35 protein-coding genes are annotated in these 25,868 nt (G+C 41.0%); 21 read left to right on the top strand and 14 right to left on the bottom strand.

Annotated elements, in window-relative coordinates; translation table 11 throughout:
• The first annotated feature begins 15 nt into the window (after nucleotides 1–15).
• Nucleotides 16–669 carry a hypothetical protein gene (locus tag BLP33_RS03410; protein WP_139159916.1) on the top strand — a complete coding sequence of 218 codons (654 nt, stop codon included), beginning with the start codon at nucleotides 16–18 and terminating at the stop codon, nucleotides 667–669.
• A 324-nt stretch (nucleotides 670–993) separates the two neighbouring features.
• On the top strand, nucleotides 994–1,578 hold the full coding sequence (locus tag BLP33_RS03405) for a fasciclin domain-containing protein (protein WP_175489914.1): 585 nt from the start codon (nucleotides 994–996) through the stop codon (nucleotides 1,576–1,578).
• A 64-nt stretch (nucleotides 1,579–1,642) separates the two neighbouring features.
• Here the strand turns inward: BLP33_RS03405 and BLP33_RS03400 are convergent, their stop codons facing one another.
• From BLP33_RS03400 to BLP33_RS03370, 7 genes are all read right to left on the bottom strand, one after another.
• Nucleotides 1,643–2,185, bottom strand: coding sequence for a GNAT family N-acetyltransferase (locus BLP33_RS03400; RefSeq protein WP_090524875.1), 543 nt, complete (start codon nucleotides 2,183–2,185; stop codon nucleotides 1,643–1,645).
• A gap of 2 nt (nucleotides 2,186–2,187) precedes the next feature.
• A complete protein-coding gene (locus tag BLP33_RS03395) occupies nucleotides 2,188–2,673 on the bottom strand; it encodes a hypothetical protein (protein WP_090524873.1) in 486 nt (161 codons plus the stop codon).
• 120 nt (nucleotides 2,674–2,793) lie between these two features.
• Nucleotides 2,794–3,702, bottom strand: a complete 909-nt coding sequence (locus BLP33_RS03390; RefSeq protein ID WP_090524871.1) for an alpha/beta hydrolase — start codon at nucleotides 3,700–3,702, stop codon at nucleotides 2,794–2,796.
• Between the two features lie 47 nt (nucleotides 3,703–3,749).
• Complete coding sequence (locus BLP33_RS03385; RefSeq protein WP_090524869.1) at nucleotides 3,750–4,202, bottom strand: DoxX family protein; 453 nt, start codon at nucleotides 4,200–4,202, stop codon at nucleotides 3,750–3,752.
• A 29-nt stretch (nucleotides 4,203–4,231) separates the two neighbouring features.
• Complete coding sequence (locus BLP33_RS03380) at nucleotides 4,232–4,519, bottom strand: MafI family immunity protein (RefSeq protein WP_090524866.1); 288 nt, start codon at nucleotides 4,517–4,519, stop codon at nucleotides 4,232–4,234.
• A 10-nt stretch (nucleotides 4,520–4,529) separates the two neighbouring features.
• Complete coding sequence (locus BLP33_RS03375) at nucleotides 4,530–5,012, bottom strand: NADH-quinone oxidoreductase subunit B (protein ID WP_090524864.1); 483 nt, start codon at nucleotides 5,010–5,012, stop codon at nucleotides 4,530–4,532.
• Complete coding sequence (locus BLP33_RS03370) at nucleotides 5,005–5,604, bottom strand: NADH-quinone oxidoreductase subunit A (RefSeq protein ID WP_090524862.1); 600 nt, start codon at nucleotides 5,602–5,604, stop codon at nucleotides 5,005–5,007. Before BLP33_RS03370 ends, BLP33_RS03375 begins: the two co-directional genes overlap by 8 nt.
• Between BLP33_RS03370 and BLP33_RS03365 the strand changes: the two genes are divergently transcribed.
• Nucleotides 5,603–6,817 carry a BaiN/RdsA family NAD(P)/FAD-dependent oxidoreductase gene (locus BLP33_RS03365; protein ID WP_090524860.1) on the top strand — a complete coding sequence of 405 codons (1,215 nt, stop codon included), beginning with the start codon at nucleotides 5,603–5,605 and terminating at the stop codon, nucleotides 6,815–6,817. The genes BLP33_RS03370 and BLP33_RS03365 overlap by 2 nt on opposite strands.
• Nucleotides 6,818–7,309: 492 nt before the next feature.
• On the opposite strand, the gene BLP33_RS03360 is transcribed toward BLP33_RS03365, so the two are convergent.
• A complete protein-coding gene (locus tag BLP33_RS03360; protein ID WP_090524858.1) occupies nucleotides 7,310–8,191 on the bottom strand; it encodes a glycosyltransferase family protein in 882 nt (293 codons plus the stop codon).
• 194 nt (nucleotides 8,192–8,385) lie between these two features.
• Here BLP33_RS03360 and BLP33_RS03355 point away from each other — a divergent pair, with 194 nt between their 5' ends.
• The 4 genes from BLP33_RS03355 to purE all read left to right on the top strand — a co-directional run bounded on the left by BLP33_RS03355 (nucleotide 8,386) and on the right by purE (nucleotide 10,911).
• The gene (locus BLP33_RS03355) at nucleotides 8,386–8,775 is read left to right on the top strand and encodes a hypothetical protein (RefSeq protein ID WP_090524856.1); all 390 of its coding nucleotides are present in this window, start codon (nucleotides 8,386–8,388) and stop codon (nucleotides 8,773–8,775) included.
• A gap of 65 nt (nucleotides 8,776–8,840) precedes the next feature.
• Nucleotides 8,841–9,980, top strand: coding sequence for a 5-(carboxyamino)imidazole ribonucleotide synthase (locus BLP33_RS03350; RefSeq protein WP_090524854.1), 1,140 nt, complete (start codon nucleotides 8,841–8,843; stop codon nucleotides 9,978–9,980).
• Nucleotides 9,981–10,020: 40 nt separating this feature from the next.
• Complete coding sequence (locus BLP33_RS03345) at nucleotides 10,021–10,371, top strand: four helix bundle protein (RefSeq protein WP_090524853.1); 351 nt, start codon at nucleotides 10,021–10,023, stop codon at nucleotides 10,369–10,371.
• A gap of 39 nt (nucleotides 10,372–10,410) precedes the next feature.
• On the top strand, nucleotides 10,411–10,911 hold the full coding sequence (purE, locus tag BLP33_RS03340; protein WP_090526185.1) for a 5-(carboxyamino)imidazole ribonucleotide mutase: 501 nt from the start codon (nucleotides 10,411–10,413) through the stop codon (nucleotides 10,909–10,911).
• Nucleotides 10,912–11,086: 175 nt separating this feature from the next.
• On the opposite strand, the gene BLP33_RS03335 is transcribed toward purE, so the two are convergent.
• The gene (locus BLP33_RS03335) at nucleotides 11,087–11,650 is read right to left on the bottom strand and encodes a YqgE/AlgH family protein (protein ID WP_090524850.1); all 564 of its coding nucleotides are present in this window, start codon (nucleotides 11,648–11,650) and stop codon (nucleotides 11,087–11,089) included.
• Between the two features lie 109 nt (nucleotides 11,651–11,759).
• Between BLP33_RS03335 and pdxH the strand changes: the two genes are divergently transcribed.
• The 3 genes from pdxH to BLP33_RS03320 all read left to right on the top strand — a co-directional run bounded on the left by pdxH (nucleotide 11,760) and on the right by BLP33_RS03320 (nucleotide 14,291).
• A complete protein-coding gene (gene pdxH / locus BLP33_RS03330) occupies nucleotides 11,760–12,407 on the top strand; it encodes a pyridoxamine 5'-phosphate oxidase (RefSeq protein ID WP_090524848.1) in 648 nt (215 codons plus the stop codon).
• Complete coding sequence (locus tag BLP33_RS03325; protein ID WP_090524846.1) at nucleotides 12,404–12,901, top strand: NADH-quinone oxidoreductase subunit C; 498 nt, start codon at nucleotides 12,404–12,406, stop codon at nucleotides 12,899–12,901. Before pdxH ends, BLP33_RS03325 begins: the two co-directional genes overlap by 4 nt.
• Nucleotides 12,902–13,166: 265 nt before the next feature.
• The gene (locus BLP33_RS03320) at nucleotides 13,167–14,291 is read left to right on the top strand and encodes an NADH-quinone oxidoreductase subunit D (RefSeq protein WP_090526184.1); all 1,125 of its coding nucleotides are present in this window, start codon (nucleotides 13,167–13,169) and stop codon (nucleotides 14,289–14,291) included.
• A gap of 203 nt (nucleotides 14,292–14,494) precedes the next feature.
• Here the strand turns inward: BLP33_RS03320 and BLP33_RS03315 are convergent, their stop codons facing one another.
• On the bottom strand, nucleotides 14,495–15,586 hold the full coding sequence (locus tag BLP33_RS03315; protein ID WP_090524845.1) for a S1C family serine protease: 1,092 nt from the start codon (nucleotides 15,584–15,586) through the stop codon (nucleotides 14,495–14,497).
• Between the two features lie 12 nt (nucleotides 15,587–15,598).
• Entirely contained in the window at nucleotides 15,599–16,168 is a 570-nt protein-coding gene (locus BLP33_RS03310; protein WP_090524843.1) for an RNA polymerase sigma factor, read from the bottom strand.
• Between the two features lie 329 nt (nucleotides 16,169–16,497).
• Between BLP33_RS03310 and BLP33_RS03305 the strand changes: the two genes are divergently transcribed.
• The 3 genes from BLP33_RS03305 (at nucleotide 16,498) to BLP33_RS03295 (ending at nucleotide 17,643) form a co-directional block, all read left to right on the top strand.
• Nucleotides 16,498–16,701, top strand: coding sequence for a hypothetical protein (locus BLP33_RS03305; RefSeq protein WP_090524841.1), 204 nt, complete (start codon nucleotides 16,498–16,500; stop codon nucleotides 16,699–16,701).
• A 178-nt stretch (nucleotides 16,702–16,879) separates the two neighbouring features.
• On the top strand, nucleotides 16,880–17,086 hold the full coding sequence (locus BLP33_RS03300; RefSeq protein WP_090526183.1) for a hypothetical protein: 207 nt from the start codon (nucleotides 16,880–16,882) through the stop codon (nucleotides 17,084–17,086).
• A 113-nt stretch (nucleotides 17,087–17,199) separates the two neighbouring features.
• On the top strand, nucleotides 17,200–17,643 hold the full coding sequence (locus BLP33_RS03295; protein ID WP_090524839.1) for a hypothetical protein: 444 nt from the start codon (nucleotides 17,200–17,202) through the stop codon (nucleotides 17,641–17,643).
• Between the two features lie 79 nt (nucleotides 17,644–17,722).
• On the opposite strand, the gene BLP33_RS03290 is transcribed toward BLP33_RS03295, so the two are convergent.
• Both BLP33_RS03290 and BLP33_RS27350 read right to left on the bottom strand, forming a co-directional pair.
• A complete protein-coding gene (locus tag BLP33_RS03290) occupies nucleotides 17,723–18,178 on the bottom strand; it encodes a PA2169 family four-helix-bundle protein (protein ID WP_090524838.1) in 456 nt (151 codons plus the stop codon).
• An 82-nt stretch (nucleotides 18,179–18,260) separates the two neighbouring features.
• The gene (locus BLP33_RS27350) at nucleotides 18,261–18,428 is read right to left on the bottom strand and encodes a hypothetical protein (RefSeq protein ID WP_175489913.1); all 168 of its coding nucleotides are present in this window, start codon (nucleotides 18,426–18,428) and stop codon (nucleotides 18,261–18,263) included.
• Between the two features lie 363 nt (nucleotides 18,429–18,791).
• Here BLP33_RS27350 and BLP33_RS03280 point away from each other — a divergent pair, with 363 nt between their 5' ends.
• From BLP33_RS03280 to BLP33_RS03255, 6 genes are all read left to right on the top strand, one after another.
• Entirely contained in the window at nucleotides 18,792–19,016 is a 225-nt protein-coding gene (locus BLP33_RS03280) for a hypothetical protein (RefSeq protein ID WP_090524834.1), read from the top strand.
• A gap of 97 nt (nucleotides 19,017–19,113) precedes the next feature.
• Nucleotides 19,114–20,616 carry an ATP-binding cassette domain-containing protein gene (locus BLP33_RS03275; protein WP_090524832.1) on the top strand — a complete coding sequence of 501 codons (1,503 nt, stop codon included), beginning with the start codon at nucleotides 19,114–19,116 and terminating at the stop codon, nucleotides 20,614–20,616.
• A gap of 132 nt (nucleotides 20,617–20,748) precedes the next feature.
• Nucleotides 20,749–21,873, top strand: coding sequence for a cyclic dehypoxanthinyl futalosine synthase (gene mqnC / locus BLP33_RS03270; RefSeq protein WP_090524830.1), 1,125 nt, complete (start codon nucleotides 20,749–20,751; stop codon nucleotides 21,871–21,873).
• A gap of 64 nt (nucleotides 21,874–21,937) precedes the next feature.
• A complete protein-coding gene (gene scpB, locus BLP33_RS03265; RefSeq protein ID WP_090524828.1) occupies nucleotides 21,938–22,489 on the top strand; it encodes an SMC-Scp complex subunit ScpB in 552 nt (183 codons plus the stop codon).
• A 140-nt stretch (nucleotides 22,490–22,629) separates the two neighbouring features.
• Nucleotides 22,630–22,824, top strand: coding sequence for a hypothetical protein (locus BLP33_RS03260; RefSeq protein ID WP_090524826.1), 195 nt, complete (start codon nucleotides 22,630–22,632; stop codon nucleotides 22,822–22,824).
• 84 nt (nucleotides 22,825–22,908) lie between these two features.
• Complete coding sequence (locus BLP33_RS03255) at nucleotides 22,909–24,030, top strand: N-acetyltransferase (protein WP_090524824.1); 1,122 nt, start codon at nucleotides 22,909–22,911, stop codon at nucleotides 24,028–24,030.
• 23 nt (nucleotides 24,031–24,053) lie between these two features.
• Here BLP33_RS03255 and BLP33_RS03250 read toward each other — a convergent pair whose 3' ends face one another.
• Nucleotides 24,054–24,395, bottom strand: coding sequence for a helix-turn-helix domain-containing protein (locus tag BLP33_RS03250; protein ID WP_090524822.1), 342 nt, complete (start codon nucleotides 24,393–24,395; stop codon nucleotides 24,054–24,056).
• A gap of 309 nt (nucleotides 24,396–24,704) precedes the next feature.
• Here BLP33_RS03250 and BLP33_RS03245 point away from each other — a divergent pair, with 309 nt between their 5' ends.
• Together BLP33_RS03245 and BLP33_RS03240 are read left to right on the top strand one after the other, a co-directional pair.
• Nucleotides 24,705–25,112, top strand: coding sequence for an Rrf2 family transcriptional regulator (locus BLP33_RS03245; protein ID WP_090524820.1), 408 nt, complete (start codon nucleotides 24,705–24,707; stop codon nucleotides 25,110–25,112).
• A gap of 53 nt (nucleotides 25,113–25,165) precedes the next feature.
• Entirely contained in the window at nucleotides 25,166–25,807 is a 642-nt protein-coding gene (locus BLP33_RS03240; protein ID WP_090524818.1) for an NAD(P)-dependent oxidoreductase, read from the top strand.
• Nucleotides 25,808–25,868: the final 61 nt, after the last annotated feature.

Here is a 25,868-nt window from a genome sequence, read left to right as displayed (position 1 = left end):
ATCATTTTATTTTTCATGCTGTGTTTTGTATCAGCAAAATCGCAAAAATGGCAACAGGGTAGCTTTACTGATGTAAAGGGCAACCGCGAAACCGGGCTGATCCGCGCTAATCCTTCAGGAAAAGGGCCAATAAAAGGCGAAGGTTTCATTGAGTTTAAGGAAAACGAAAAAACTAATCCATATAAATTAAGCGCCAGCGACTTAAGATCGTATGTTGTTGGTCAGGACAGCTTTGTTGTGGCACACGCCCCGGCAAACGAATCGTGGACCAAGGAAGAAACCGACTTTGTAAAAGTGGTGCTTGATGAGCCAGTGAAACTGTTCATGGCAAAGGGCGGCAAAGGCGGGGGAGGCAGTGGCTTTGGTATTACACCGGGGATCTCAGCAGGCTACGGAAGCGGTGGTTACGGCGGCGGAATTGGCGGCGGCATCGGCATTAACCTTGGCGGCGGCGGTGGCCGGGGCGGCAGTTCAAAAACAACCTACTATTACGGCGAAACTACTGCTGGCATGAAACGCCTTACCGACGAAAATTTTGAAGATATCATGAGTGATATCATGGGCGATCAACCCGACTTGGTCGATCAGATCCATGAGCATAAATACAATCTTAAGAGTATCGATAAGCTCATTGCAAAATTTGACGAATTGCAAAAAGCCCGGCAATAAATCTCTTTATCAAGCGGCAAACGGATAGATGACTACCTGATACATCAGGGTGGTCGTTTCTGTTTATAGGGATGCATAATTTACTTTTCCCAAAACGCTTAATCTCAAATCTTGCGTCTCAAATCTGCTACCCTCCCCTCTTTTTTTCTTCCTGAACATCACGTGTTTAAGCACAAATGTTAATAAATCAAAACTATTTTACGTAATTAAAAGTTATTAAACTATAGTAATTCACCAAATAAATAACTCTTAATTAATTTATATCGATAAAAACGACTACTCATTACATTTTAATTCACTAAAAAAACAGAAAGAAAGATGAACATGAAAAAGTCAGTTTTAATAGCCGTTGCTTCATTAGCTATTGGTTTCTTATCAAACAAGGCAATAGCCCAAACACAGGATACAACCAAAAAGGACACTGCTAAAACAACTGCTGCTCCTGCAGCCACTTCTACAGCTGCCGCATCTGGCGATGTGGTTGGCGTAATGGCAACTTCAACTAACTACGCGCCAATGGCCCTTGCAATAAAATCAGCTCAGCTTGAGCCAACATTGCAGGCAGCCGGCCCGTTCACCATATTTGCGCCCAATGATGTAGCTTTCAGTAAATTGCCAAAAGCACAATTTGATGCCCTAATGAAAGATCCGGCTAAATTTGCTCCGATACTGAAATATCACGTGGTAGCAGGTAAATACACTAAAACCGATATCATTAAGGCCTTAGGTGCAGGCAAAGGCAAAGCCGACCTGAAAACCATCGACGGGCAAACATTGCATTTATCTGTAAATGATAAAAGCAATTTGCAGATCACCGATGCCAAAGGCAATGCAGTGTTGGTTACCGCATTTGACACCGAGGCCAGCAATGGTGTTGTACATGGCATTAATGGCATCATGATGCCTTAATCACAAAATACTTAGTTTAATTTTAAATCCATGAAAAACCCGGCCTCAACAACCGGGTTTTTCGTTAAGATGATCTTGTTAAATAGTCAGCTTTGGTTAATCTAAAATCAAGATATTTACTTTTAGTTTCCTCGTCCGTAAAATCTCCGGCAAGTGAAAAGCCTGTCTTTTTTAATAGCTTCACTGAACTTTCGTTCCCTTGTTTCGGGCAGGCAGTTATCAATTCAAAATGCTGATCATTAAAACCAAAGGCCAAAACCGCTGAAATGGCTTCCTGCATGAAGCCCTGCCCATGATAATCCGGGTGAAGTTCATAACCTATTTCTGCACTTTTATTGGCAGCATTCAGGTTCCAGTAACAAATGGTTCCTATCAGCTCATCCTTGTCTTTTAAGGTTATAGCCCAATAAAAACCTTCGTTATTACTCACAATATCCTCTATCTTTTTAATAAATGATAACGCTTCATCAACAGTGGTATTAGCAGCACGGTCAAGGTGTTTGTTCACTTCGACATTGGAGCGGAGAGCCAATATTTGCAGGGCGTCCGACTCAAGTAATCCGCGTAAGCCCAAACGGTCGGTATTTAAAAAATGCATTCCAATCATAACTATTTGGATTTCTGGTTTTCCCTATCGGCAATGAAAACTACGGGTAAACCCACACAAATTATCAGCGTTAACATCCCGGTCAGAATAGTACTTACCGGGATATGATATCCCGGCTTCATGGTTATTTTGCTCAAAGGGACAACTCCTAAATTCATTATGAGCCAGGCAGCTATCCCGTAAACAACAGCCACGAAATATTTATTGCGCAGTCCGTTATAAAAAAAGGGATACAGCAGAAAAAATACCGCGCTGAATAGAAAAGCTATCACATAATGAAAAATAACCCCGGCAACTATAATTTCGGCCCCGCCTGCAAAGGCCGCCGGTCCAAAGGCCCCGCTGGCAATAAACTTAAAAATAACACCAGGGTTTACTTTATAGTTCAGGATCATGGCTGCAAGTCCATCAAGCGTACCCGTTATAAACCCGGCGAACAGGATATTGACAAGTTTACTTTTCTTTCTCGGGTTTTCTTTTTTTAACATGGCAGAAATTACAAAAGCGTAAATTTATGCTTTTAGGATTCGATAAATTGTGTATGAAACATATTTTTTACCTATTAGCTTTAGGAGCGTAACTTCCATTTTAATCAGTTGATCTGATTATTACCTCAGATATTCATCCATAAAATAAAACACTCTTTTCCTGATCTCTTCGGCATCAAGCATTACCCCGTAATGAGGCGCGTTGGGTACAATAATAAGTTCATTTTTAACACCGGCAAGTTTAAGGTATGAACTCAGCAAAACCGATTGGGTGTAATTGACCGATTCATCCTTTTCGCCCTGAACAATGAGAAATGGCGGATCGTTTTTATCAACATAAGTAACCGGACTGGCTATATTGGCCAGATCGGGCCGCTCAATAGCATAAGCGCCAAGCAGGAGGTTAACCGGGCTCTTAGGATCGTTAACATCGGTACCTTTAAGCGACAGGAAATTTGACGGCCCGTAAAAATCAAGCGCCAGTTTTATTTTAAAATGAGGTTTGTTTCCGTTGGGATAAAACTCTTTAATATTATTGTTATTGGATAAAGCAAGTAACGATGCCAGATGCCCTCCGGCCGAAAAACCAATCACCCCAAACTTATCCCTGTTGAGTTTATATTTTGATGCGTTTTGATAAAGAAATTCAACAGCCTGGTTACAATCCTGGATCTGTGCCGGAAATGGTGCAGAAGTGCTCCAGCGGTAATCAATAGAGGCCACAGCGTAACCATTATCAATAAAACCCTGAACAGTTTTTTGCATATAGCCCATATCGGCATATTTATCATTCAGCATCCAGGCGCCACCATGGATCCAGATAATAACCGGATAGCTTTCTTTGACTACCGGAGGCAGATAAACATCTAATAAGTGTTTTTTTAAGGTATCACCGGCATAATTAACATCACCATACAATAAGCTGCCTTTTGGGAAAAATGGCTGTTTAGGACTTGATGTTTGTGCACAGACCGATATAGATAGGGTGCTAATCGTAATGACCAGCAGCTTTCGGGTTATTTTTTTCATAATTGGTTAATCGCTTAAAGATAATCTATATCCTTAAAAATCACCAACTAAATCCCGATTGAAAAATATAATATCCAGGCTATGAACAACAATTGTAAAGGGATCCGAAACCAAAGGTAACCCGGACCGCTGCCATCATAAGTAGCTTTTTCTAAATCCACATGCTTCATGGCTGCATTGATATTAGCAGGCAGCATGACCACAAACAGAACAAGCAAGATAATCCCTGCTATATGCCTTGTAGCGTTAACCACCAGCAAAGCGCCGAGAACTATTTCCATTATCCCGGTTAAATAAACTAACGCTCCTTTAAACGGGATAAAGGAAGGCATCATCATAACCATCCCTTTGGTAAACATAAAATGCCCCAATGAGGTAAACCAAAGCATCAGCATCATGGCTACATTACCGCTAAGCATAATATTCCAGTCGTCAACAAATAGACGGGAAATAACGGTCGTAAGGATAAAACTTATGATGAGAACGAGCAGGACTTTCATAAGGATCAAATAAAGATTAGATGGTAAAGTTAAGAGAGTTCCTTTTTTATTAAAGGAATCAAGAAATCGTATTCATTAGCTGGCAGTTTCAACTCGTTTGCAATAGCAGTTGCCATTGAATAAAACGCTTTGTTTATCGCAACATCATATTCATGAATTTGGGTTATCACGCAGTCAAAGCTTAATTCCAATTCGTTATATTCAAGACATTCTTTGGCATTCGTTATATCCTTTTCATTTAAACCTAACTGCTCAGCCAAATTTATCAGTGTCAATATCCGACTCTTTGTTTTTCTTTCTTTTCGCCAGCCAAACATAACGGTGATATTAGGCTTTTATCAAACGCTCCCCCTCAATTTTTTTCTGCAATTCTAAAATAGCACCAATTAAGGCTTCCGGTCTTGGCGGACAGCCTTGTACATACACATCAACCGGGATCACCCGGTCAACGCCTTTTACCACATGGTAGCCATGCTGCCAGTATGGCCCGCCGCAGTTAGAGCATGAGCCCATCGAAATCACATATTTAGGCTCAGGCATTTGCTCATACAGGCGTTTAATGCGTTCGGCCATTTTAAAAGTAACGGTACCTGCAATAATGATTACATCGGCCTGGCGGGCAGATGGGCGCGGGAAAACACCAAAACGATCGAGGTCATAGGTGGAGGCCATAGAGCCCATCATTTCAATGGCGCAGCAAGCTATTCCAAAACTTAGCGGCCATAATGAGGATAAACGTGCCCAGTTGAGCAGATCGTTCATTTTGGTTACCACTACACCACCGTTCTCACTGGTTATATCGTTACTCATTTGCAGGCTTTTTAAAAGTTGGCTTAAACATAGGTTTGCGGGCTGGTTCTGGTGAGGGAGTGGCGGTTGCAGTTGCAGTTGATACTGTATCAGCGTTGAAAGCTTTTACTGTAAAACTGCTTTGTTCCTGGTTCAACTGTTCGTACAAGGATGGCGGAATATGCACATCGGTATGCGGCACAATCGGGGTTGGCTTGATCCAGTCCAGGTCGCCTTTGCGCCAAACATATACTAAACCTATAATCAGGATGCCCAAAAACACAAACATTTCGGCAAGTGAAAGCCAGCCCCAGCGTGCGTCTTGTGCTGCAAGCTCATGACTGCCAAATACGGTTGCCCAGGGAAAAATAAACACCATCTCCACATCAAAAAGCAGGAAAACCAGCGCTATCACATAAAAGCGGGGATTAAAGGGTAACCAGGCATTACCGGTAGGCTCTTCGCCACATTCGTATGAGCTTAATTTTTCGGCGTTGGGATTATTGGGGGCCAAAAGTTTGTTGATAAAAAATATCACGCACACCATTATTATCCCCGTAATAATAAAGATGAGTATCTTTCCAAATTCTGATATTTGCGAAACATCCGTCATGAGTACAAATTTAGTAAAACAAACAGATTTTGACGCTATAATAATTGGCGGAGGCGCATGCGGCCTCATGTGCGCCGTACAGGCCGGCTTTTTAGGCAAGCGGGTATTGGTACTCGAAAAAAGCGACCGTGTTGGCGCTAAGATCCTCATTAGCGGCGGCGGGCGGTGTAACTATACCAACCTTTACGCTACCGATCAGCAGTTTATTTCGCAAAACCCACACTTCTGTAAATCAGCCTTTTCACAATGGACGGTTGATGATACCATTAGCTTTTTTGAAACCTACGGCATTACCGGTAAGGAAAAAACGTTAGGCCAGCTTTTCCCGGTAAGCGATAAAGCTAAAGATGTAGTCGAAGTTTTCACCAACCTGTGTGATGACCTTGGGCAGGAGATCTGGCTTAATGCCGAGGTTAAAATAGTTGAAAAAACTGACGGTGGTTTTACAGTGCGTGCCGAAGTTAACGGCAAACAGGAATATATAAGCGCTGCCAGTGTAGTGATGGCTGCCGGCGGTTTGCCCATCCCCAAAATGGGCGCTACTGATTTTGGTTTACGAACGGCGCGCAATTTCGGCTTAAAAGTTACCGACACCGCCCCTGCCCTGGTGCCCCTTACCATTACCGGCAAAGACCAGCCCTGGTATGAGCAATTATCAGGCAATAGCATTTTTTGTAGGGTTTGGAACGATAGGGCAAGCTTTGAAGAAAACATCCTATTTACCCACTGGGGCCTCAGCGGACCAGCCATATTACAAATCTCCTCCTATTGGAAACCAGGAGAATCCATTAACATCGATCTCCTGCCCAATCAAAATATTGCCGGCCTGATCCAACAGGAAAAGGAAACCAACGGCAAAAAAATGCTGCTTGCATACATCGCATCTTTATATACCCGCAAGTTTGCCGAAGCGTTGAGCGACAAACTCCCCGCCGAAAAAAACATGGCATCGCTCACCAAAACCGACATTGAAAACATCAGCACCCTCATTCATGATTTTAAGGTAAAACCTGCCGGCGATAAAGGTTATGACAAGGCCGAAGTAATGCGCGGCGGTGTATCTACAGATGAGCTTTCGTCAAAAACACTGGAAGCTAAGAAAGTCCCCGGGCTGTTTTTTGGCGGCGAATGTGTGGATGTTACCGGATGGCTTGGGGGCTATAATTTTCAATGGGCCTGGGCAAGCGGCTTTGTGATAGCGCAAAACATATGACCGTTGACTTTTTTGCGATTACGCTGATTTCGTTGATGCTATTTTACCAGCTAACCTGCCACTATCATTCATTTGCCGACGTTCGGTGATGCCGGGAAATCCTCCTTTGCAATTGTAACAAATCGGGTGTCCCAATTTTTTGATTCTCCAAAAAAAAATAAAAAAAAAGCCCGGCGTTCTTTTTTAAAAAAGAGGACTGTTCCATTTTTTGAGAGTGAAAACGCGGAACGCTTTAAAAATGAAACACATTGATTATCAAATACATAATATTTTACACGAAACACCGTTAAATATCTAATTATCAACAATTAAAACTTTAAGGAGTAAGCGCTTCTGGTTTCACATACGGGCTAAAACACCCTTTTTATTTTGCCATTTTTTAAGCCTTTTTGGATTTTTTTGATATTGACCGCGCCGGTTAGAAATAGCGCTGACAAAATAGCGCCACCAAAGTTATGAGTGTAAATACCTATTTTTAATAGCGTTTTTTAACTACCGCTCCACTATCTTATAATTCCTGTACTCACCAACGCGCCAGCCCGTAAGGTCTTCAATCTTTTGCAGTGCCTTACGGCGGAAGTCCATACCAGCCCTTAGTTTTTTGGAGTCAAAATCGATATTCCAGTTAGTAGCTGTTATTCGTTTTTGCATGGTTGCCGGATGCGTGCCGGTAAAGCGGATCAGGCGATCTGCATTGCCATAATCAAACTCATAGGTTTCGGGCAAGTGTTCAGCAAACCAGGTTTCGTCGTGATAAAACTTATTAAAGTTACGCACCTTATGGGTTAACCCTTGTGGTGGCTTTGCCCAGCCATAGTGGTATATATAAGCATCAATAAGCTTTACATTTATCTTACGATCATCAAGCCTAAACCCCTGAGCATCGCGATATGAATGAACCCCTTTAATATTCTTCAGCAAACGGATCTCGCGGCGGTACCAGCGCCTTGAATGCCCGTAATAGTCATATGAACCATAAAAATGCAGGTATTTAAACAGCAAGCCTTCAATATTTGATTTATTTAAAGCTTCATGCATTTCCTTTTTAATAAGGGGATGATATTTTTCATGCACCGCTTCGTCGCCCTGGATATAGAAACACCAGTCGGCATCAGCTGATATCGCTGCAAAAGCCTTATCTGTTTCGGCAGCGAAAACCTTCCCTCCCTCCTTCAATGATTCATCCCAAACCGAATCAATGATTTTTATAGCCGGCGAGTTGATGCCCTCGATCAATCCCCGGGTACCATCATCAGAGTTACCTACTACTACAATAAATTCATCGCAAAGCGGTAATATGGATGTAATGGCCTCAACAATGGGATAATCATTACGTACAGCGTTCCTGATAAAGGTAAAACCGGATACTTTCATAAGCGGCGTAAAGATAATAACAGAATCAAGACTTCAGGATACAAGATTCAAGACATCGCTTCCCAAGCTCAACAGATTGCAGGTATCTTCAATTTGTGACATTGGGATTAGGGCAGTTTGCATCCCGATGCGTTACTTTGCACATAATAATGTACTGCACAGTTAGCGGTACCACATATCAATAAAATATCACTATGAAGGCACTCGCCAGGCAACTTTTCAAAACTTTTCTTTTTTCGGTAATCATATCTATTGTAGCAAGTGCGGTTTATTACTCGCTGCAGCACAAAGGTGTAAGCCAGGACCTAAACGGGATACTCCCCTCCTTGTCCGAAAGCGTGGCTTTACTCAACATCTTTATTTTAATAATGACCCTACCCATGTTGTTTTTAGCCAACCCGGCGTATTACAACAATCTGTCTATAAGGCTGGTGCTTTATTTTTCGGGCTCTGTTGTATTTGTCATTACCGCCTTCCGTTTACAGCTAAACCCCGAAAACAAAACGCTTTACTTTATTACGGCCATTAGTTTTATCATAGTACACAGCGTTTTCTATTATCTAATGACCAAAAAACGACGTTGAACCATTGTTGTTTAAAGCATTTATAGGCTTTTTGAAAGATTTAGGCTAAACTTGCATCTTCAAATATGAAAGCATTTTACGGAGATTTAAAACTGGGTATTTTAGGCGGCGGACAGTTAGGCCGTATGCTGATACAGCAAGCCATAAACTATAATGTTACTGTTAAAATTCTTGATCCCGACCGCGAAGCGCCTTGCCGCAAACTGTGTGACGAGTTTACCGTAGGCTCATTAGGTGATTATGAAACCGTTTATAACTTTGGTAAAACTGTCGACCTGCTTACCATTGAAATAGAGAAGGTTAACGTTGACGCCCTTGAACAATTGGAAAAAGAGGGCGTACTGGTTTATCCGCAATCCCGCATTATCAGGCTGATTCAGGATAAAGGTTTGCAGAAGCAATTTTTCAAGGAAAACGATATCCCTACTGCCGATTTCCAGATCATATCATCACCCCAACAGCTACAACAAAGTTTAATCCCTTTCCCTTATATTCAAAAACTACGTAAGGATGGTTATGACGGCAAAGGTGTATATAAAGTAATTGATGAAAGCTACCTTGCCGGCGCTTTTAAAGAGCCGAGCCTGATTGAGCAATGGATAGATTTTGAAAAAGAGATTGCGGTAATTGTGGCCCGTAATGAAAACGGCGATATCAGCGCTTTCCCGATGGTTGAAATGGAGTTCAACCCTAAAGCCAATTTGGTGGAGTTTTTGATCGCTCCTTCTACCCTTCCATTCGCCATCCAACAAAAAGCAGAACAAATAGCTAAAAAGATTGCCGATAGTCTTAAAATTGTGGGCTTGCTGGCGGTTGAAATGTTTTTAGATAAGCAAGGCCGCATCCTGGTGAATGAGCTTGCCCCGCGCCCGCATAACAGTGGTCACCAAACTATTGAAGGCAATGTGGTATCACAATTTGAGCAGCATTTGAGGGCGATATTTAATCAGCCTTTGGGCGATACAGCCTGCCTTAACAACGCCATTATGGTGAACGTTTTAGGTGAAGCCGGTTACGAAGGCCCTGCTATTTACCAGGGTATCGAAAAGATTTTGAAAGTACCGGGAGTATATATTCATCTTTACGGCAAAGCGCTGACCAAGCCTTTCAGGAAAATGGGCCACGTCACTATTGTTGACGCAGATCGTGAAAAAGCGATTGAAAAGGCACGGTTTGTGCAGAAAACTTTAAAGGTAATTAGTTAATTAGTTCATAGTTGATAGATCATAGTTCATAGTAAAACAGATGGCATTTAGATTTGAGGACCTTCAGGTTTGGCAGAGAGCTATGGACTTGGATGAACAAATAAATCAACTAACGAAAACATTTCCCAAAGAAGAAATTTATATTTTAACATCACAGATAAAACGTGCGGCTGATTCTGTTGTTCTGAATATCGCTGAAGGATCAACTGGACAGAGTAAAGCAGTTTTTAAGGTCTTTTTAGGTTATTCACTAAGATCTGCCATTGAAGTGGTAAGCTGTCTTTTTATTGCAAAGAGAAGAAACTATATCGCTGAAGAAAACTTTAAAATTTTTTATGCTGATTATGAAGTATTGGTAAAAATGATCACGGCGTTAAAAAACTCCATATAGCTGATCTTCCCATGAACCATGATCTATGAACCATTAACTATGAACAACACTACAAAAGTCGCCATTATAATGGGCAGCAAATCCGATTTAAATGTAATGCAGGATGCTGCTGATGTTTTAGCCGAATTAGGCGTTGAATACGAAATAACCGTGGTATCGGCCCATCGCACACCCGATAGGATGTTTAGCTACGCCCGTGCCGCTGCCGATCGTGGCATAAAGGTAATTATTGCCGGTGCAGGCGGTGCCGCCCATTTGCCGGGCATGGTAGCTTCATTGACGCACTTGCCAGTGATTGGCGTACCTGTAAAATCAAGCAACTCTATTGACGGCTGGGATTCCATCCTATCTATACTACAGATGCCAAACGGTATCCCGGTAGCCACCGTAGCTTTAAATGCAGCCAAAAACGCAGGGATCCTCGCTGCACAGATCCTGTCAACAGGAGATGAGTACCTGGTGAAAAACCTTATCGACTTTAAAGAAAACCTTAAAAAGAAAGTTGAAGAGTCGGCAAGGGAAATGGAAGGGGAAGAATAGTTGCCAGTTTGCAGTGGCAGTTGTTAGTGGCAGTTGCAGCAGCAATCAGATTATAAGAACTAAAGGGCAAGTTTATGAACACGCCCTTTTATTATTTACTGCTACTAAAAGCTGCCACTGTCACTAAAAACTGCAAACTGCTATTAAAAACTGCTGCTGCAACTAAAAGCTGCCACTAATTCAACGCCGGATTTTCCGGAAAATTAGCGATGTGGGCATAGCGCTGACCGAGGCTGATCACCACCTGGCGCCAAAGATTTTGCTCATCAAGGGTGAACAGTGTTTCTATATCAAATTTATCGGTTACTATCCAGCTATCATCTTTTATTTCTTCATCAAGCTGTTGCGGTGTCCAACCAGAGTATCCGGCAAAAAATTTAATTTCTTCGGTACTTAACTGGTAATTGGATACTAAATATTTCACCTGCTCAAAATCGCCGCCCCAGTAAAGGCCATCGGCTATTTCAATGCCGCCTTCTATTTTATCGGGGGCGCAATGGATAAAATGCAGTGTATTTTTGGCTACCGGGCCGCCTTCATAAACAGGCATTTCGGAGTATGATACATCGGGCAGCACATCACCCAGTAAATATTCGCTTTGATGGTTCAGGATAAAGCCCATAGCTCCTTCTTCAGAGTATTCTGTTAAAATGATTACGGATCTCCTGAAATTCGGATCCATCATAAAGGGTTCCGAAATAAGTAAATGGCCTGCCGCGGCCGCTATTGGACTAAGCATAAAGTTTAGCTGTTTAATTACGTAACAAGCATAGTAAAAATATGTTCAATTACGAATAATGATTTACATCATTATATACGGTTTAATTAATTTGTAAGTTTGCATTAAAATGAATCAGCAGGAAATACAAAATTTAAGGCAGGATTATAGTGCCTCTACCCTATCAGAAAACAGCACTAAGGGCGATCCTATTAAACAATTTGAACAATGGTTTAACGAAGCTTTGGAGGCAAAATTGCATGAACCCAACGCCATGACGCTTTCAACTGCCACCGTAACCGGTAAACCTTCGGCACGGATTGTACTTTTAAAAGGCTTTCATGCAGGCGGTTTTATATTCTTTACCAACTACTTAAGCCGCAAGGGCAAAGAGATTGCCAAGAACCCGCAGGGCGCGCTAACATTTTTTTGGGGAGGCCTTGAGCGCCAGGTGCGTATTGAAGGTACTATTGAAAAAGTAAGTAAAGAAGAGTCTGAAAAATATTTCCATTCGCGCCCTAAAGGCAGCCAGGTTGGCGCAATAGTATCTCCCCAAAGCCAGGAAATTGAAAGCCGCGATGCATTGGAGCAAAAATGGAACGAACTGGAAGCCGAATATGCTGATAAGGAAGTGCCTAAACCATCGTATTGGGGTGGATATATCTTAAACCCGCAATTGGTTGAGTTTTGGCAAGGCCGGCCAAGCCGCATGCACGACCGCATCCTGTATAAAAAAACTGATAAAAAAACCTGGAAAAAAGTACGCCTTGCACCATGAGTTTTGATGATATTAAAAACCTGCTCACCGAAAAACTTGGTGATACCGTAATTACCGGCGAAGAAACAGGCGGTCTGCAACCCGCCTTGTTAATTAACCCTGATGATATTGCGGCCGTATGCCTGGAATTGCGGAACAATCCCAAAACTTATTTCGATTTCCTGTCGAGCCTGAGCGGTGTGCATTATAATGACGAAGCAAACCGCTATGGTGTGGTTTATCACCTGGCATCAATCCCCTATAAAACACAGCTTACTTTAAAAATAAGCAAAGCCCATCCAAAAGAAAGTAATGAACTGCCCGAATTTAAAAGCGTGACCCCTGTTTACCGCACTGCCGACTGGCATGAGCGCGAAGCCTATGACATGCTGGGGATTTACTTTGAAGGCCACCCTGATCTTCGCCGGATTTTACTGCCCGATGATTGGGAAGGTTTCCCTTTACGGAAAGATTACCAGAACGCTGAATTTTACAAAGGCATCAGGATAGATTAACCTCCAATAAACTTTCCTGGCATTAACGGAGCAAAATGAGCCAAAGGCAGGCTATTAAATAACAGCTTTGTTTACTTCATTTTTACAGCGAAAGTAGCCCATAAATAAAAAAAAAAGCTGATTTTTGGTATCCGGCAATATGCCCCAAGCAATATATGACCGGATATAAATTTAACCGGATATAAAATTGGTCATTACAAACCCCAAATACGAAGAAGCACTCCTCAGGTATAATAAAAAGATAGCCGGGGCCAGCGTTGAGGATATGGTACTTAATGTAGGTCCGCAACATCCCTCCACTCACGGGGTTTTGCGCCTGGAATTAATTACCGATGGCGAGATAGTAAAAGAGGTGATCCCCCATATTGGCTACCTGCACCGTTGCTTTGAAAAACATGCCGAATCATTAACTTACCAGCAAACCATCCCTTTTACCGACAGGATGGATTACCTGGCTTCTATGAACAACAGCCACGCCTTTGTAATGGGTGTTGAACGGATGATGGGTATTGACAAGGATATTCCTAAGCGTGTGGAGTACATCCGTGTGCTGGTTTGCGAGCTAAACCGCATAGCATCGCACCTGATAGCCATTGGCACTTACGGCATTGACATAGGCGCCTTTACCCCCTTCCTGTGGTGTTTCAGGGACAGGGAGCATATTATGGGGATGCTGGAGTGGGCATCGGGCTCGCGCATGTTATACAATTACATTTGGGTAGGCGGCTTATTTTACGACCTGCCGGTTGGCTTTGAAGAACGCTGCCGGGATTTTGTGGAGTATTTTAAGCCTAAAATGGTTGAGCTAAACCAATTGCTTACCGACAACCAGGTATTTATTTCGCGCACAGCCAACGTGGGCGTTTTGCCGCTTGATGTAGCTATTAACTATGGCTGCTCGGGCCCTATGTTACGCGCATCGGGCTTAAAATGGGATTTGCGGCGGATTGATAATTATTCGGCCTACCCCGAAATTGATTTTGAAATCCCGATTGGGCAGGGCCTGATGGGCAAAGTTGGCGACTGCTGGGACAGGTACAAGGTACGTGTTGATGAAATTGAGCAATCATTAAGAATAGTTGAACAATGCCTTGACCGTTTGCAGAAAGAATTGAAACGTACGCCTGATTTTGATCCCCGTGCTAAAATGCCCCGCAAAACAATTCCTAAAGCACAGGATTATTATGTACGCTGCGAAGGCGCCAAAGGCGAACTTGGCTTTTATTTTATTACAGACGGCAAATCAGAGATCCCAACCCGTGTAAAATCCCGCGGGCCAAGCTTTAATAATCTTTCGGTGCTGCCCGAGCTATCCAAGGGTGTATTAATTGCCGATTTGATAGCGATTGTAGGTTCTATCGACTTTGTTTTAGGCGAGGTGGATAGGTAGACGAAGTTGTCTGAATCAGAATTTACAGAATTTTAGGATTAACAAAATTCATCCGGTTTTATAAAGGACGCAGCATTGTAGTTTACCATATTCTGAAAATTCTCAAATTCTGAAAATTCTGATTCAGACACAAAAAAAGAGACCCCTCACGGTGTCTCTTCTCATTTTAATATATTAATTTTTATTGAGTGGGCTATTGATGATTACTGGTTATACACTTTAACCATAAACACATAATTTTTGAGTTTGCTACTCTGTTGAGTACGGCTTAATCCAGCTAATTTATTCTTAGTATTCAAATTAAGCGTTTTCGATAATGAATCGGTTGGGATATTTTGTATCGCTTTTAACAGGTAAGTTGATTTTTTAGCAAAATACGCACCTGCAACCTGGGTTTGACGCGCGGTAATTACACCTATTACGTTTCCTTTTTCATCAAGTAATGGTCCACCTGAATTGCCGGGGTTTACCGGAACAGAAATTACATATTCGGTAGTATCGCCCGAATAATTTGCTGCCGATGCTAAATAACCTCCTCCATAAACCATATTATCGGCCGGGTAACCGAGTGTGTATACGCTCTCTCCAAGATCACCTTCGGCCCTTTTAACGTTATATGGTATAGGGCCAAGGTTTTTAAATGATGGATCATTGATCTGTAAAATAGCCAGGTCATACTGTGGTTCGGTATAAATAACCTTAGCATGAAATGATTCGCCCACGGCATTCTGCACATAAACCGAATCAGCATTTTTAATCACATGGTAGTCTGTAGCCAGGTAACCATTTGATGTAAGCGCAAAACCGGTGCCCCTGAAATTAGCTGGTGTCCTGGTTATTTTGGGTTTTACCGGAGTACGTCCATGGCCTATCTGAGCAACCGTTTTCTCCATGTTGTTGATCTTTTCGCTCAGTTGCTGATATTTTGACTTATCATTATTCAGCTTACCTGTCAGGATCAGGATAGTCAAAACGCCAAAGATCGCAATTGAAGCGGCTACCGATATTTTTGAATGATGATTACGCCACATGCGCACAATCCATACCGGATGGATCATTACTTCTTCTTTCAGCGCATGAACATCAATTTCATTATGAATGGCGTTTAAGCGATTCTCAAGCTCAAGGCGTTCGCCATATTGCTTCAGTAAGCCTATAAATTTAATGTGTTCGGTAACTTTACTTTCAACAGCCGCATCGTTTTTGCGAAGCAGCTCAAATTGAACACGTTCTTCGGCGGTCATGCTACCGTCGAGGTACCGTTCAATAAATTCTGTTAGTTGGTTATCACTCATCTCTTGATCTCCTTATTTCTGCTGAAAAAATAGTTTCTTCAGCCTTTGCAGGCATTTGTACTTCTGCGTTTTGGCATTATCCGCATTGGTGTAACCAAACCGCTCACAGATCTCCTGCATCGATCTGTTTTTTATATAAAAATCTTCCATAATGGTTTTACAGGGTTCGCCTAATAACTGGAGCGCACTCTCCATTTTACCAAACTGGATATCCCTGTCGTTATGGTTATCAATTTCTTCTTCAACGGGTAAGTGTTCTTCAAAGTCCCTGATGTCACCACCATATCGGTTCATTTGGCTCAGCCTTTTAAGCCAAAGCCGCCGGCAAACTGAGTATATATATGTTTTAAGCTTACTGTTTAGCTCAAAATCACCCGCTTTAATTTTATTGTAAAGAACGATAATGGCTTCCTGATAAATATCCTTCGCGTCATCCTCATCGCCATTGTTGTTAATGATCAACTGTAATATCATCGGAAAATAAGTTGTGTAGAGCCTCTTCAGCACTATTTCCGAGTTATTAAGTATTCCAAGAACTATTTCACTATCTGTTGGAGCCGAAGCTTTTAAGTCTTTATTCACTCTTAATACTATTTAGGTCAAATTGTAACCCACTATTATCAAAAAAAATCAAACTAAAATAAATTAATAACATTGGCATTACATTTCATTACCTGTAACAATTGTGTGCTGCATTAATTTAACGTTAATACCGGCAGGTAAACAAGGTAACCCAATGTTAAAAACTATGCAGGCAAATCTGCAATAAAAAAACCGCTTGCAAAAACCGGTACGTAAACTACAAACCCTATGGAATTTACAAAGGTTTAATTTTTATGGGTTACCTTTTCAACTAATGCGTATTAAGTAACAAACGATCACAAAACGTTAACATTTTAAAAATTAAGAAAATGAAAAACACATTTAAATTAGCATTCGTAGCATTAGTTCTGGCAGCTTCTTTTTCAGCTTGTAACGGTGACTCTAAAAAAACTGAAGGTGATACTACTAAAACTACTGTAGTTGACTCAACTAAAGTTGTTACTGACTCTACTAAAACTGACACTACTAAAGTTGTTGCTGATACTACTAAAAAAGACACCACCAAGAAATAATTATTTCTGATAAGATAGAAAGTAGTTAAATATCATTTTTAATCTTTTTCTATTGATTTTTTAGTTATCCATCAATAAAAAAGGTGACTTGTAATTTTTTTTCAAAATTATGGGTTACCTTTTTTTATTTCTGGTATTAAGCTGTAAACTATTAAATCACTTATTAAAAAAATTAAACATGAAAAATTTCAAATTAGGCTTTTTAGCTTTAGCTATCGCTGTTTCTTTCGCTGCTTGTAAAGGTTCTTCATCATCTTCTGCTGCTGATTCAACTAAAGCTGATTCTTCTAAAATGGCTGCTGATACTACTAAAGCTGACACTTCTAAAATGGCTGCTGATACTACTAAAGCTGACACCACTAAAAAAGACACTACTAAAAAGTAATTTAACTTTTTATGTTAAAAAAAACGCCCCCGGTTTTCCGGAGGCGTTTTTTTTTTGCTCAAAACCGCCAAACAATTTCTATTGGTATTGCTTAATGTGATACATAATAAAATATGAAATATTCTGAATGGAAAACGCTTAGTGCCGAGGAGCGTAAAAGTATTGGCTGGCACCGCCATCCGCATATACGCACTGCTACCCTTTTTGCCATAGTTTTTGCGATAACATTTATTATTGTAGTGCTTGGCATAAGTAAAAACAGCGCAATTCATCTTAACCGTAAACCAACTGCAAAGGAAGCTTTTACCATGGCAAAATTATTTGTAAAGGAAAAGCTGAAACAACCTCAAAAAGCGGTTTTTCCTAACAACAGTTTTAAATCGGTTATTGATACAACAATTAATAGCTACGAGGTACAATCAACAGTAAAAATTGAGAACGATAGTGGCAAAATGGAACAATCAGCCTGGGAAGTTAAAATGTTGTATACTGATGGTGACTGGGCCGAGAAAAATAGCTGGCAAGTTAAAAATATAAACATTATCCCTCAACCATAAAACCAACCGCTTAACAGTAATCATAAAAAAGGAGCAGTTATAAAACTGCCCCCCGGTGGTTAATTAGTTATCAATAAATTTAGTGAACAGTATCCCGCAGGGCTTTAATCTCGTCATGAGCGTCAAGCAGTTCACTTTCCTGCTGGCTGATCGTTTCGCGCAGGTAGGCCGGTAAATTTTCGTCTTCAAGCGCGGTACGGTATGCTTTTAAAATGGCATCTTCACCAAATTCGCATTCCTCCAGTACGTTGTGGGTATCATGCCCGGTAAACGCGGCTTTAACATCAAGCCAGGCCCTGTGTATTTTGCCGCTGGTAGTTGTGCTGGTTTCAATGTCTTTTCCAAAAGCACTAACCTCTGTACCCAAAGCAAGCCTGTAACCCTGACTTTGGCCAATAAACCTTGTAAAAAGCGATTTCAGTTCGGTATCGCCATCCTTCAAATCTTTTGAGGCGCGTTGATAGCCCTCAATCCTGTCATTGTTGATCTGTATCAGATCATTTAAAATCTCTACGGTTGCTTGTGTATTTTCCATGATTAGATGTTTTTATATAATATCAACCCCTTTAAAATTAAATTGTTTAATTAATTATATAAAAAATAATCCAAAATGAAAATTAGCTTTTCCCTCTAAATAAAGAGATCACCCAAATAATAATAGCGATAACAATTATTACAGCTATGATACCGGTTACTGCCCCGGCTTTAAAAATATCGCCTATAACCGAGCACCCGCTCATAGTTAATAAGGCGAAAATGAATAATAAAAAATGTGCGTTTTTCATGGTTAATGTTTGATAAAAAGGCATGCAATAATCAGGCCTTTTTAACCTCAGGCTTATTGTCGAAAACCAATTTCGATAACAGGATATTTAAGCTGATTAATTGTATAGCTATATATACAATATGTTTCCGGGGAGGATAAATAAACTGCCGCCTTTAACCGGAATTTAATCTTCGAAATATTTTCTAAATAATCTCAAATTTTTAAAACCAAACACTGCCATAAAGCGTTCATATATATAAGTTATAAACCAATTAAACATATCAATTAATTTATAGAAGGTTACATGTTTACACCGGCTGCCCACAGCAGGTGTGCTGGTTTAGTATAAAATAATTTATTAACAATTTATCTCCAACCAACTATGATAATACCGGTACAACCAAATATTCAATGTGAAAACTGCATTAAATGCGGTAACAGGCCTCATGTTGAACAGCATAAAAAATATTGGGTACTTACATGCCCTAACAAGAGCTGCAAAAATTTTGTAAAAGCGCTCACTATCGACTTTGCCACCTGGAACCGGCTTAACAAAAAGGCCAACGAAATACCGGCTACAACTGAAACCTTAAAACGCACGGCTTAATTACAGGAGAAGGATAGCAAGCGCCATAAATCCACAAAAATTTTTTATGGCTTTAACTCAGATGAGTACATTTACACGCTACTCTACTGGCTAAGTTATGACAAATGCACTTCTATCAATAAATAAAGCAACTGTACGTTTTTTAAACACAACATTATTTACCGGCTTAAGCTTTAATATAAACAAAGGCGAAAGCTGGGCCCTTATCGGCGAAAGCGGATCGGGGAAAAGTGCCCTGCTACAAACCATAGCCGGGCGTTTTAATATCACAGGCGGCGAAATAGTTTATCATTTCTGGAATGATTACTCCAAATTTTTCAAGGCCAATGATATTGCCACGCCACATAAGCTTATAGCACTGGTTGAGCCTAAACATCATTTCCGCAACCTTTCAAACACTACTGATTTCTACTACCAGCAACGCTATAATTCTTCCGATTCGGAAGATGCGCTTACGGTTGCAGATTATCTTAATACGATACCACACTTTCCCGGCACCGGTACATTCTGGACATTTGAAAGAGTGGTTTCATTATTACGGCTCGAACCACTGCTCAATAAACAGATCATCAAACTATCAAACGGCGAAACCAAACGCTTGATGCTGGCAGCCGCCCTGCTTAAAAATCCCGTATTATTAATGCTCGACAGCCCCTTAACCGGCCTGGATGTAAAAACCCGTGAAGAATTTAATGACATTATTGAGCAGATCATGGTATCAGGTATTAACATCATAATAGCCACCTCCATCCATGAAATTCCAACTGCTATTACCCATGTCGCCGTGTTAAGCAAAGGGGTTATTATACACGAAAGCCCCAAACAGGATTTTAAAGCAGAACTTTTTGAGCAGGATAAAAGCGATACGATTGATACCAACGAGTTGAATGCCTTACTCAACATCGATAAAAACCCGACCGCTTACAAGCACATTGTAAAAATGGATCAGGTATACATTAAGTATGGCGATAAGGTGGTGCTGGATGATGTAAACTGGCAGATTAACCCTGGAGAACATTGGGCTTTGTTGGGCCCTAACGGGGCAGGCAAATCAACGTTGCTAAGCTTAATCAACGGAGATAACCCACAGGCTTATGCTAACAACATTGTTTTATTTGATAAAAAACGCGGGACAGGCGAAAGCATCTGGGATATCAAAAAAAAAATCGGCTTCGTATCGCCCGAACTGCATCAATACTTCCCTACTGATAATAGCTGTTTGCAGGTAATCGAGTCGGGCTATTACGACACGCTTGGCTTGTTCAGGCCAAGCAATAAAGACCGTGCAGAAATTGCTTTACGATGGATGAAAGCTTTGGAAATTGAAAAGTACGCTCGCGTATTGCTCAAAAACATCCCGGCAAGTGCACAACGCCTCTGTCTGCTGGCCCGGGCGCTCATTAAAAACCCGGCACTGCTTATTTTTGATGAACCCTGCCAGGGCATGGACGATCATCAGCAACTCCACTTTAAAAACCTGGTTGATACCATTTGCAGCCTGGGTAATGTTACACTTATTTATGTTACCCACTATCAGCATGAAATACCCAACAGTGTTGATAAAGTTTTGAGGTTGGATAAGGGAAAGGTAGTTTCTTGAGGCTAAAGGCTAAAGGCTAAAGGCTAAAGGAGAATGCTTTAGATGAACGATTGTTTTGCACCGTTACATTTTTTTGTCAATTATTTAACAGCGCTCAAAATCAAATTACCAACTTGCGTATATTTGCGTGATATGAATACAGCCGATCTGTTGCAGCGCGCGTTGCGGTTTGATTTTTTAACGCTTGAAGAAGGCGTTTACCTGTATAACAACGCCTCTACTGCCGAGTTGATGTACACAGCCAACGAACTTCGTAAAATACAGGTTCCGCATGGTAAGGTTACCTGGCAAATTGACCGTAATGTTAACACTACTAACGTTTGTATAGCCAATTGCAAGTTTTGTAATTTCTTTCGCCGTCCTGGTCATGAGGAAAGCTATATTACTGATATTGAAACTTATAAAAAGAAGATCGAGGAAACATTTCGGTACGGCGGCGATCAACTGCTGTTACAGGGCGGGCATCACCCCGATCTGGGACTGAAATTTTATACCGACCTGTTTCGCGAACTGAAACAGCTTTATCCGAAATTAAAACTGCATTCATTAGGTCCGCCGGAAATTGCGCACGTTGCTAAATTAGAAGGCATGCCGCATATTGAGGTACTAAGAGCAATGAAGGAAGCAGGCCTGGATTCATTACCGGGTGCCGGTGCCGAGATTCTTAATGATCGCGTACGCCGCCTGATATCAAAAGGCAAATGCGGCGGTAAGGAATGGCTTGATGTAATGCGTGCCGCTCACCAACTTAACCTGCCAACATCTGCTACAATGATGTTTGGCCACATTGAAACTATTGAAGAGCGCTTTGAGCATTTGGTTTGGATCCGCGAGGTACAGGCCGAAAAACCGGAAGGACATTATGGTTTTATAGCATTTATCCCCTGGCCTTTTCAGGATGACGGTACTCTTTTACGTAAAGTACGCGGTATCACCAATAATGTTACCGGCGACGAATATATCCGCATGATTGCCTTGAGCCGCATTATGCTGCCCAACGTTAAAAATATCCAGGCTTCGTGGCTTACCGTGGGTAAACAGGTTGCCCAAATTTGCTTGCACGCCGGTGCTAACGATTTTGGTTCTATCATGATTGAAGAAAACGTGGTATCCGCAGCCGGTGCACCTCACAGATTTACCGCTAAAGGCATCCAGGAATCCATAAAAGAAGCCGGCTTTGAGCCCCAGCTTCGTACCCAGCGATACGAGTGGCGCGAAATTCCCGTTGAAATTGAAGAACAGGTTATAAATTATTAAGCCCTTAATAGCAGTAGCAGTGAAAAAATAACTGCAACTAAACTGCAACTGCCACTGACTAAAAATGGAACAATACATAGAGGCCCTAATTTTTGCATCAGAGCAGGCAATCCGGTTGGAGGAGATCATGTATTGCCTCCAGGCTGCTTTTGAGCGCGATTTTGATATACAAGAAGTAACCGATGCCATAGGCAGGATCCATGAAAAATATCAGCATCATAGCTTGGCTATTGAGCTGGTTAAAATTGGCAATGGTTATCAATTTCTCACTAAAAAGGAATATCACGCTGTTATTAACCTTTTACAGTTGCAGCGGTCAAAGAAAAAACTAAGCCAGGCCGCTTTGGAAACCCTGGCTATTATCGCCTACAAACAACCCGTAACTAAGCCCGATATAGAGCAGATCAGGGGTGTAAACTGCGATTATTCGATCCAAAAGTTACTCGAAAAAGAGCTAATAGCTATAATTGGCAAATCAGAAGGGCTCGGAAAACCTATCCTTTATGGTACAAGTGCTTTGTTTATGGACTATTTTGGCATTAACAGTATTGAGGAATTACCTCAACTTAAGGACTTTACAAACAATACCGCTACCATTGGCGAGCAATCAGAATAATTTTAATTTCTGTTTTAAAAAAAACCATTTTTCATTATTTTTACTATTGAATCAATAGGGTAAAAGATTTTAGAAACGCTTTTCTTTATCTGATTTTAATTATTATTATTGACAAAGTTTAATTTATAAAATCCATTACAATGGGAGCGCCAAAGAAACCGAACACTAAAAAGATCGAAAACTCAGATAATGATCCTGATGATGATGATGAGTTTGACCCAAAAGTGAAAAAGAAGGTAGTTGATGACGATGATGATGATTTTGACGGACCATTAGATGATGATCTGGGCAGGGGTTACGAGTCATTCGATGACGACGACGAAGACGACTATTAATTCTTTTTAATACATAACATTTACAAAGCATTCAGACTATGCCTCTGGATGCTTTTTTTATTATCTACCGGTAGCGTACAATAAATGAAAGTAACAGAAGTAAAGGACAAAGCAACAAAAAAGGCTTTTTTAGATGTGGCCCGCATCATTTACAAAGATGACGATAACTGGGCTTGCCCGCTTGATAATGATATTGAAGCTGTATTTAACCCGGCAAAAAACAACTTTCATCAACATGGTAAATGTACCCGTTGGATCCTGACAGATGACAATGACCATCTAATTGGCCGGGTTGCTGCTTTTATTAATGAAAAAAAGGCATACAATTACGAGCAGCCAACCGGCGGCATGGGTTTTTTTGAGTGTACCGATAACAAAGAAGCTGCCTTTCTTTTATTTGATACCGCGAGAAACTGGCTTAGGGAAAACGGCATGAAAGCCATGGACGGCCCCATCAACTTTGGCGAAAACGACAACTTTTGGGGCTTGCTGGTTGAAGGCTTCACTCCTCCCTCTTATGGTATGAACTATAATCATCCGTATTACCAGGCCTTTTTTGATGAGTACGGCTTTAAAACCCAGTACGCGCAGATCACTAACCATGTTGACGCTCATAAACCTTTCCCCGAGCGATTTACCAAAATAGCTAATTGGGTAGCAAAAAAGCCCGGATACGATTTCAGGCACTTTGAAATAAAAAAAATAGAAAAATTCGCAGCTAATTTTATTGAGGTTTATAACGATGGATGGAAAGATTTTGAAAACTTTGTTCCTATCACATACGATACGATCATGGAAAGCTTCGAAAAAATGAAGCCCCTGATGGACGAAAAATTGATCTGGTTTGCCTATGTAGATGATGAACCAGCATCTTTTATGATCATTTTACCCGATGCCAACCAGATGCTTAAACCGCTAAACGGCAAACTGGACCTGATAGGTAAACTTAAATTTTTATACTACCGCTGGAAAGGGGTATCCCGCATGCGGGCTATTGTGATGGGCACGAAACAAAAGTACCAGAAGCACGGCCTCGAATCGGCGATGTTTATAAAATTAAAGGAATATGTATTGCCTCTCAAGCGTTATGATGAGCTTGAACTATCCTGGGTAGGCGATTTTAACGACAAAATGATAGCCATCCATGAAGCAGTTGGTGCTACATTTGGCAAAAAGCATTTAACAATGCGTTACATTTTTGATTAGCCCGGTCAAACCGGGCCAACAAATTATGCGGTTACTTTTGAATGTCGAAGTTCTTCAAATAGCTCAATTACTTTTTTCTGCAAATCGATTACTTCAGTTTCACGGTCCATTAAACGTTTGTTAACGGTTTCCAGCTCGTTAACAAATTTCTGATCCTGTTCGGTGTCATTAAATGTAAGTAACTGAACTACTGACATTTCAAACAGGTTTGCTATCTGCTCAAGCCTTGATAAATTAATATCTGTGATCCCTGTTTCAATTTTTGAGAAAGCAGGAATTGAAATATCCAATCTCTTTGCAACATCCTCCTGGCTCCACCCCTTTTGATGACGTAATAATCTGATTTTTTTTCCGAGAGTTTTCATTTGATTAAATTAATAGTGTAGGTTTCGCAAAAGTTAATTACTTTACAATAATATTTATTATCACGCTAATTATCAACTAATTTGAGTAATTTATTATTTTAAAGTGTAGTTAATTGTTGCGATTGGCAAATCCCTTAAATTAAAGCAAATAAATCATTCTAAAACATACCTGCTACACGGTATTTTTTAGAGTAATTTAGGTTTGGATTTTCATCCCATTGTAATTTAGTGCGCAAAAAAGCGCAAAAAATTCTTCTTTTTAAAATTAAAATTTCATTTTTGTACTGTAATATTTTTTATTACAGATAAATGAACGGACAATTTCAAATAGCAACCCATGTATTAACCCTGCTTTGCAAACAGCCGGGCGAGCTATTATCGTCTGACTATGTTGCCGGCAGTATGAATGTAAACCCTGTTCTGGTACGTAAAGAAATGCGCAAATTACGCGCCTGTGGGCTTATTGAAAGCAAGGAAGGTAAAACCGGCGGTTATAGCCTTGCCCTCCCTCCGCAAAAAATCACCCTTGCAGATGTTTATAAGGCAGTAAAACTGCCGCCGGCTTTAGGCCAGGCTAAAAATAAGCCCAACCCTGCCTGCCCTGTCGGCAAGCAAATTGGCACTCACCTTGATCATTTGGCCGATGAGGTTGAAGCAGCCATCGTCAAAAAACTAAGCACCATAACCATTTTTGATTTTGTAAATCAATTTGATTAAAAAAATTTAAAACAAACTGTAACAAATTTAATTACAATATAAAAGCAAAAACAATGAAAATCGCATTAATTGGAGCCACAGGTTTTGTAGGCAAAGCCGTTTTAAACGAAGCGTTACAACGTGGATACGAAGTAACTGCCATAGCCCGTAACCCGAAAACAGATATTGAAAACCCTAAATTAATACTCAAAGCCGCCGATGTATATAACGTTGATGAGTTAACCGAAACATTGAAAGGTCATGATGCTGTTGTAAACTCATTTAACGCCGGCTGGGCTAATCCTAACCTGTACAATGATTTTATTAAAGGGTCGGAGGCTATACAACAGGCCACTAAACAAGCTGGTGTAAGCCGCCTGTTGGTTGTAGGCGGTGCAGGCAGTCTTTTTATTGCTCCTGGCGTACAATTAGTTGACAGCCCTCAATTCCCTGCCGAATGGAAAACAGGCGCCACAGCGGCCCGCGACTATCTGAACATTATCAAAAAAGAAGAAGATTTAGACTGGACCTTCCTGAGCCCTGCCATTCACCTGCATCCGGGCACCCGCACAGGCGTATACCGTACCGGTACAGATGAGCCTGTGTTTAACGACAAGCACGAGCATGAAATTTCAGTAGAAGACTTAGCAGTTGCTATTCTTGATGAACTGGAAAACAACCAGTTTGTGAAGAGAAGATTTACTGTGGGGTATTAAGCCCCCTCTAAATCTCCCCCTAAAGGGGGAGACTTTTAAAAGCTTCATTTAAAGCCCTCTC

Source organism: Mucilaginibacter sp. NFR10 (assembly GCF_900100445.1).
GTDB lineage: Bacteria > Bacteroidota > Bacteroidia > Sphingobacteriales > Sphingobacteriaceae > Mucilaginibacter > Mucilaginibacter rubeus.
The sequence above is the reverse complement of the archived record's forward strand: the minus strand, read 5'-3'. Positions and strand labels throughout refer to the sequence as shown.

Bases quoted from the DNA above. Each gene is read 5' to 3' on its own strand.
- BLP33_RS03375 (WP_090524864.1), bottom strand. From the start codon at position 5,012: ATGAGTAACGATATAACCAGTGAGAACGGTGGTGTAGTGGTAACCAAA.
- BLP33_RS03305 (WP_090524841.1), top strand. From the start codon at position 16,498: ATGAAAAACACATTTAAATTAGCATTCGTAGCATTAGTTCTGGCAGCT.
- BLP33_RS03345 (WP_090524853.1), top strand. From the start codon at position 10,021: ATGGCATTTAGATTTGAGGACCTTCAGGTTTGGCAGAGAGCTATGGAC.
- BLP33_RS03360 (WP_090524858.1), bottom strand. From the start codon at position 8,191: ATGAAAGTATCCGGTTTTACCTTTATCAGGAACGCTGTACGTAATGAT.
- BLP33_RS03255 (WP_090524824.1), top strand. From the start codon at position 22,909: ATGAAAGTAACAGAAGTAAAGGACAAAGCAACAAAAAAGGCTTTTTTA.
- BLP33_RS03350 (WP_090524854.1), top strand. From the start codon at position 8,841: ATGAAAGCATTTTACGGAGATTTAAAACTGGGTATTTTAGGCGGCGGA.
- BLP33_RS03395 (WP_090524873.1), bottom strand. From the start codon at position 2,673: ATGTTAAAAAAAGAAAACCCGAGAAAGAAAAGTAAACTTGTCAATATC.
- BLP33_RS03280 (WP_090524834.1), top strand. From the start codon at position 18,792: ATGATAATACCGGTACAACCAAATATTCAATGTGAAAACTGCATTAAA.
- BLP33_RS03275 (WP_090524832.1), top strand. From the start codon at position 19,114: ATGACAAATGCACTTCTATCAATAAATAAAGCAACTGTACGTTTTTTA.
- purE (WP_090526185.1), top strand. From the start codon at position 10,411: ATGAACAACACTACAAAAGTCGCCATTATAATGGGCAGCAAATCCGAT.
- BLP33_RS03390 (WP_090524871.1), bottom strand. From the start codon at position 3,702: ATGAAAAAAATAACCCGAAAGCTGCTGGTCATTACGATTAGCACCCTA.
- BLP33_RS03410 (WP_139159916.1), top strand. From the start codon at position 16: ATGCTGTGTTTTGTATCAGCAAAATCGCAAAAATGGCAACAGGGTAGC.
- BLP33_RS03400 (WP_090524875.1), bottom strand. From the start codon at position 2,185: ATGATTGGAATGCATTTTTTAAATACCGACCGTTTGGGCTTACGCGGA.
- BLP33_RS03240 (WP_090524818.1), top strand. From the start codon at position 25,166: ATGAAAATCGCATTAATTGGAGCCACAGGTTTTGTAGGCAAAGCCGTT.
- BLP33_RS03365 (WP_090524860.1), top strand. From the start codon at position 5,603: ATGAGTACAAATTTAGTAAAACAAACAGATTTTGACGCTATAATAATT.
- BLP33_RS27350 (WP_175489913.1), bottom strand. From the start codon at position 18,428: ATGAAAAACGCACATTTTTTATTATTCATTTTCGCCTTATTAACTATG.
- BLP33_RS03355 (WP_090524856.1), top strand. From the start codon at position 8,386: ATGAAGGCACTCGCCAGGCAACTTTTCAAAACTTTTCTTTTTTCGGTA.
- BLP33_RS03405 (WP_175489914.1), top strand. From the start codon at position 994: ATGAAAAAGTCAGTTTTAATAGCCGTTGCTTCATTAGCTATTGGTTTC.
- BLP33_RS03370 (WP_090524862.1), bottom strand. From the start codon at position 5,604: ATGACGGATGTTTCGCAAATATCAGAATTTGGAAAGATACTCATCTTT.
- BLP33_RS03300 (WP_090526183.1), top strand. From the start codon at position 16,880: ATGAAAAATTTCAAATTAGGCTTTTTAGCTTTAGCTATCGCTGTTTCT.
- BLP33_RS03385 (WP_090524869.1), bottom strand. From the start codon at position 4,202: ATGAAAGTCCTGCTCGTTCTCATCATAAGTTTTATCCTTACGACCGTT.
- BLP33_RS03325 (WP_090524846.1), top strand. From the start codon at position 12,404: ATGAGTTTTGATGATATTAAAAACCTGCTCACCGAAAAACTTGGTGAT.
- pdxH (WP_090524848.1), top strand. From the start codon at position 11,760: ATGAATCAGCAGGAAATACAAAATTTAAGGCAGGATTATAGTGCCTCT.
- BLP33_RS03335 (WP_090524850.1), bottom strand. From the start codon at position 11,650: ATGCTTAGTCCAATAGCGGCCGCGGCAGGCCATTTACTTATTTCGGAA.
- BLP33_RS03380 (WP_090524866.1), bottom strand. From the start codon at position 4,519: ATGTTTGGCTGGCGAAAAGAAAGAAAAACAAAGAGTCGGATATTGACA.
- BLP33_RS03250 (WP_090524822.1), bottom strand. From the start codon at position 24,395: ATGAAAACTCTCGGAAAAAAAATCAGATTATTACGTCATCAAAAGGGG.
- BLP33_RS03260 (WP_090524826.1), top strand. From the start codon at position 22,630: ATGGGAGCGCCAAAGAAACCGAACACTAAAAAGATCGAAAACTCAGAT.
- BLP33_RS03290 (WP_090524838.1), bottom strand. From the start codon at position 18,178: ATGGAAAATACACAAGCAACCGTAGAGATTTTAAATGATCTGATACAG.
- BLP33_RS03320 (WP_090526184.1), top strand. From the start codon at position 13,167: ATGGTACTTAATGTAGGTCCGCAACATCCCTCCACTCACGGGGTTTTG.
- BLP33_RS03295 (WP_090524839.1), top strand. From the start codon at position 17,200: ATGAAATATTCTGAATGGAAAACGCTTAGTGCCGAGGAGCGTAAAAGT.
- BLP33_RS03245 (WP_090524820.1), top strand. From the start codon at position 24,705: ATGAACGGACAATTTCAAATAGCAACCCATGTATTAACCCTGCTTTGC.
- BLP33_RS03315 (WP_090524845.1), bottom strand. From the start codon at position 15,586: ATGAGTGATAACCAACTAACAGAATTTATTGAACGGTACCTCGACGGT.
- scpB (WP_090524828.1), top strand. From the start codon at position 21,938: ATGGAACAATACATAGAGGCCCTAATTTTTGCATCAGAGCAGGCAATC.
- mqnC (WP_090524830.1), top strand. From the start codon at position 20,749: ATGAATACAGCCGATCTGTTGCAGCGCGCGTTGCGGTTTGATTTTTTA.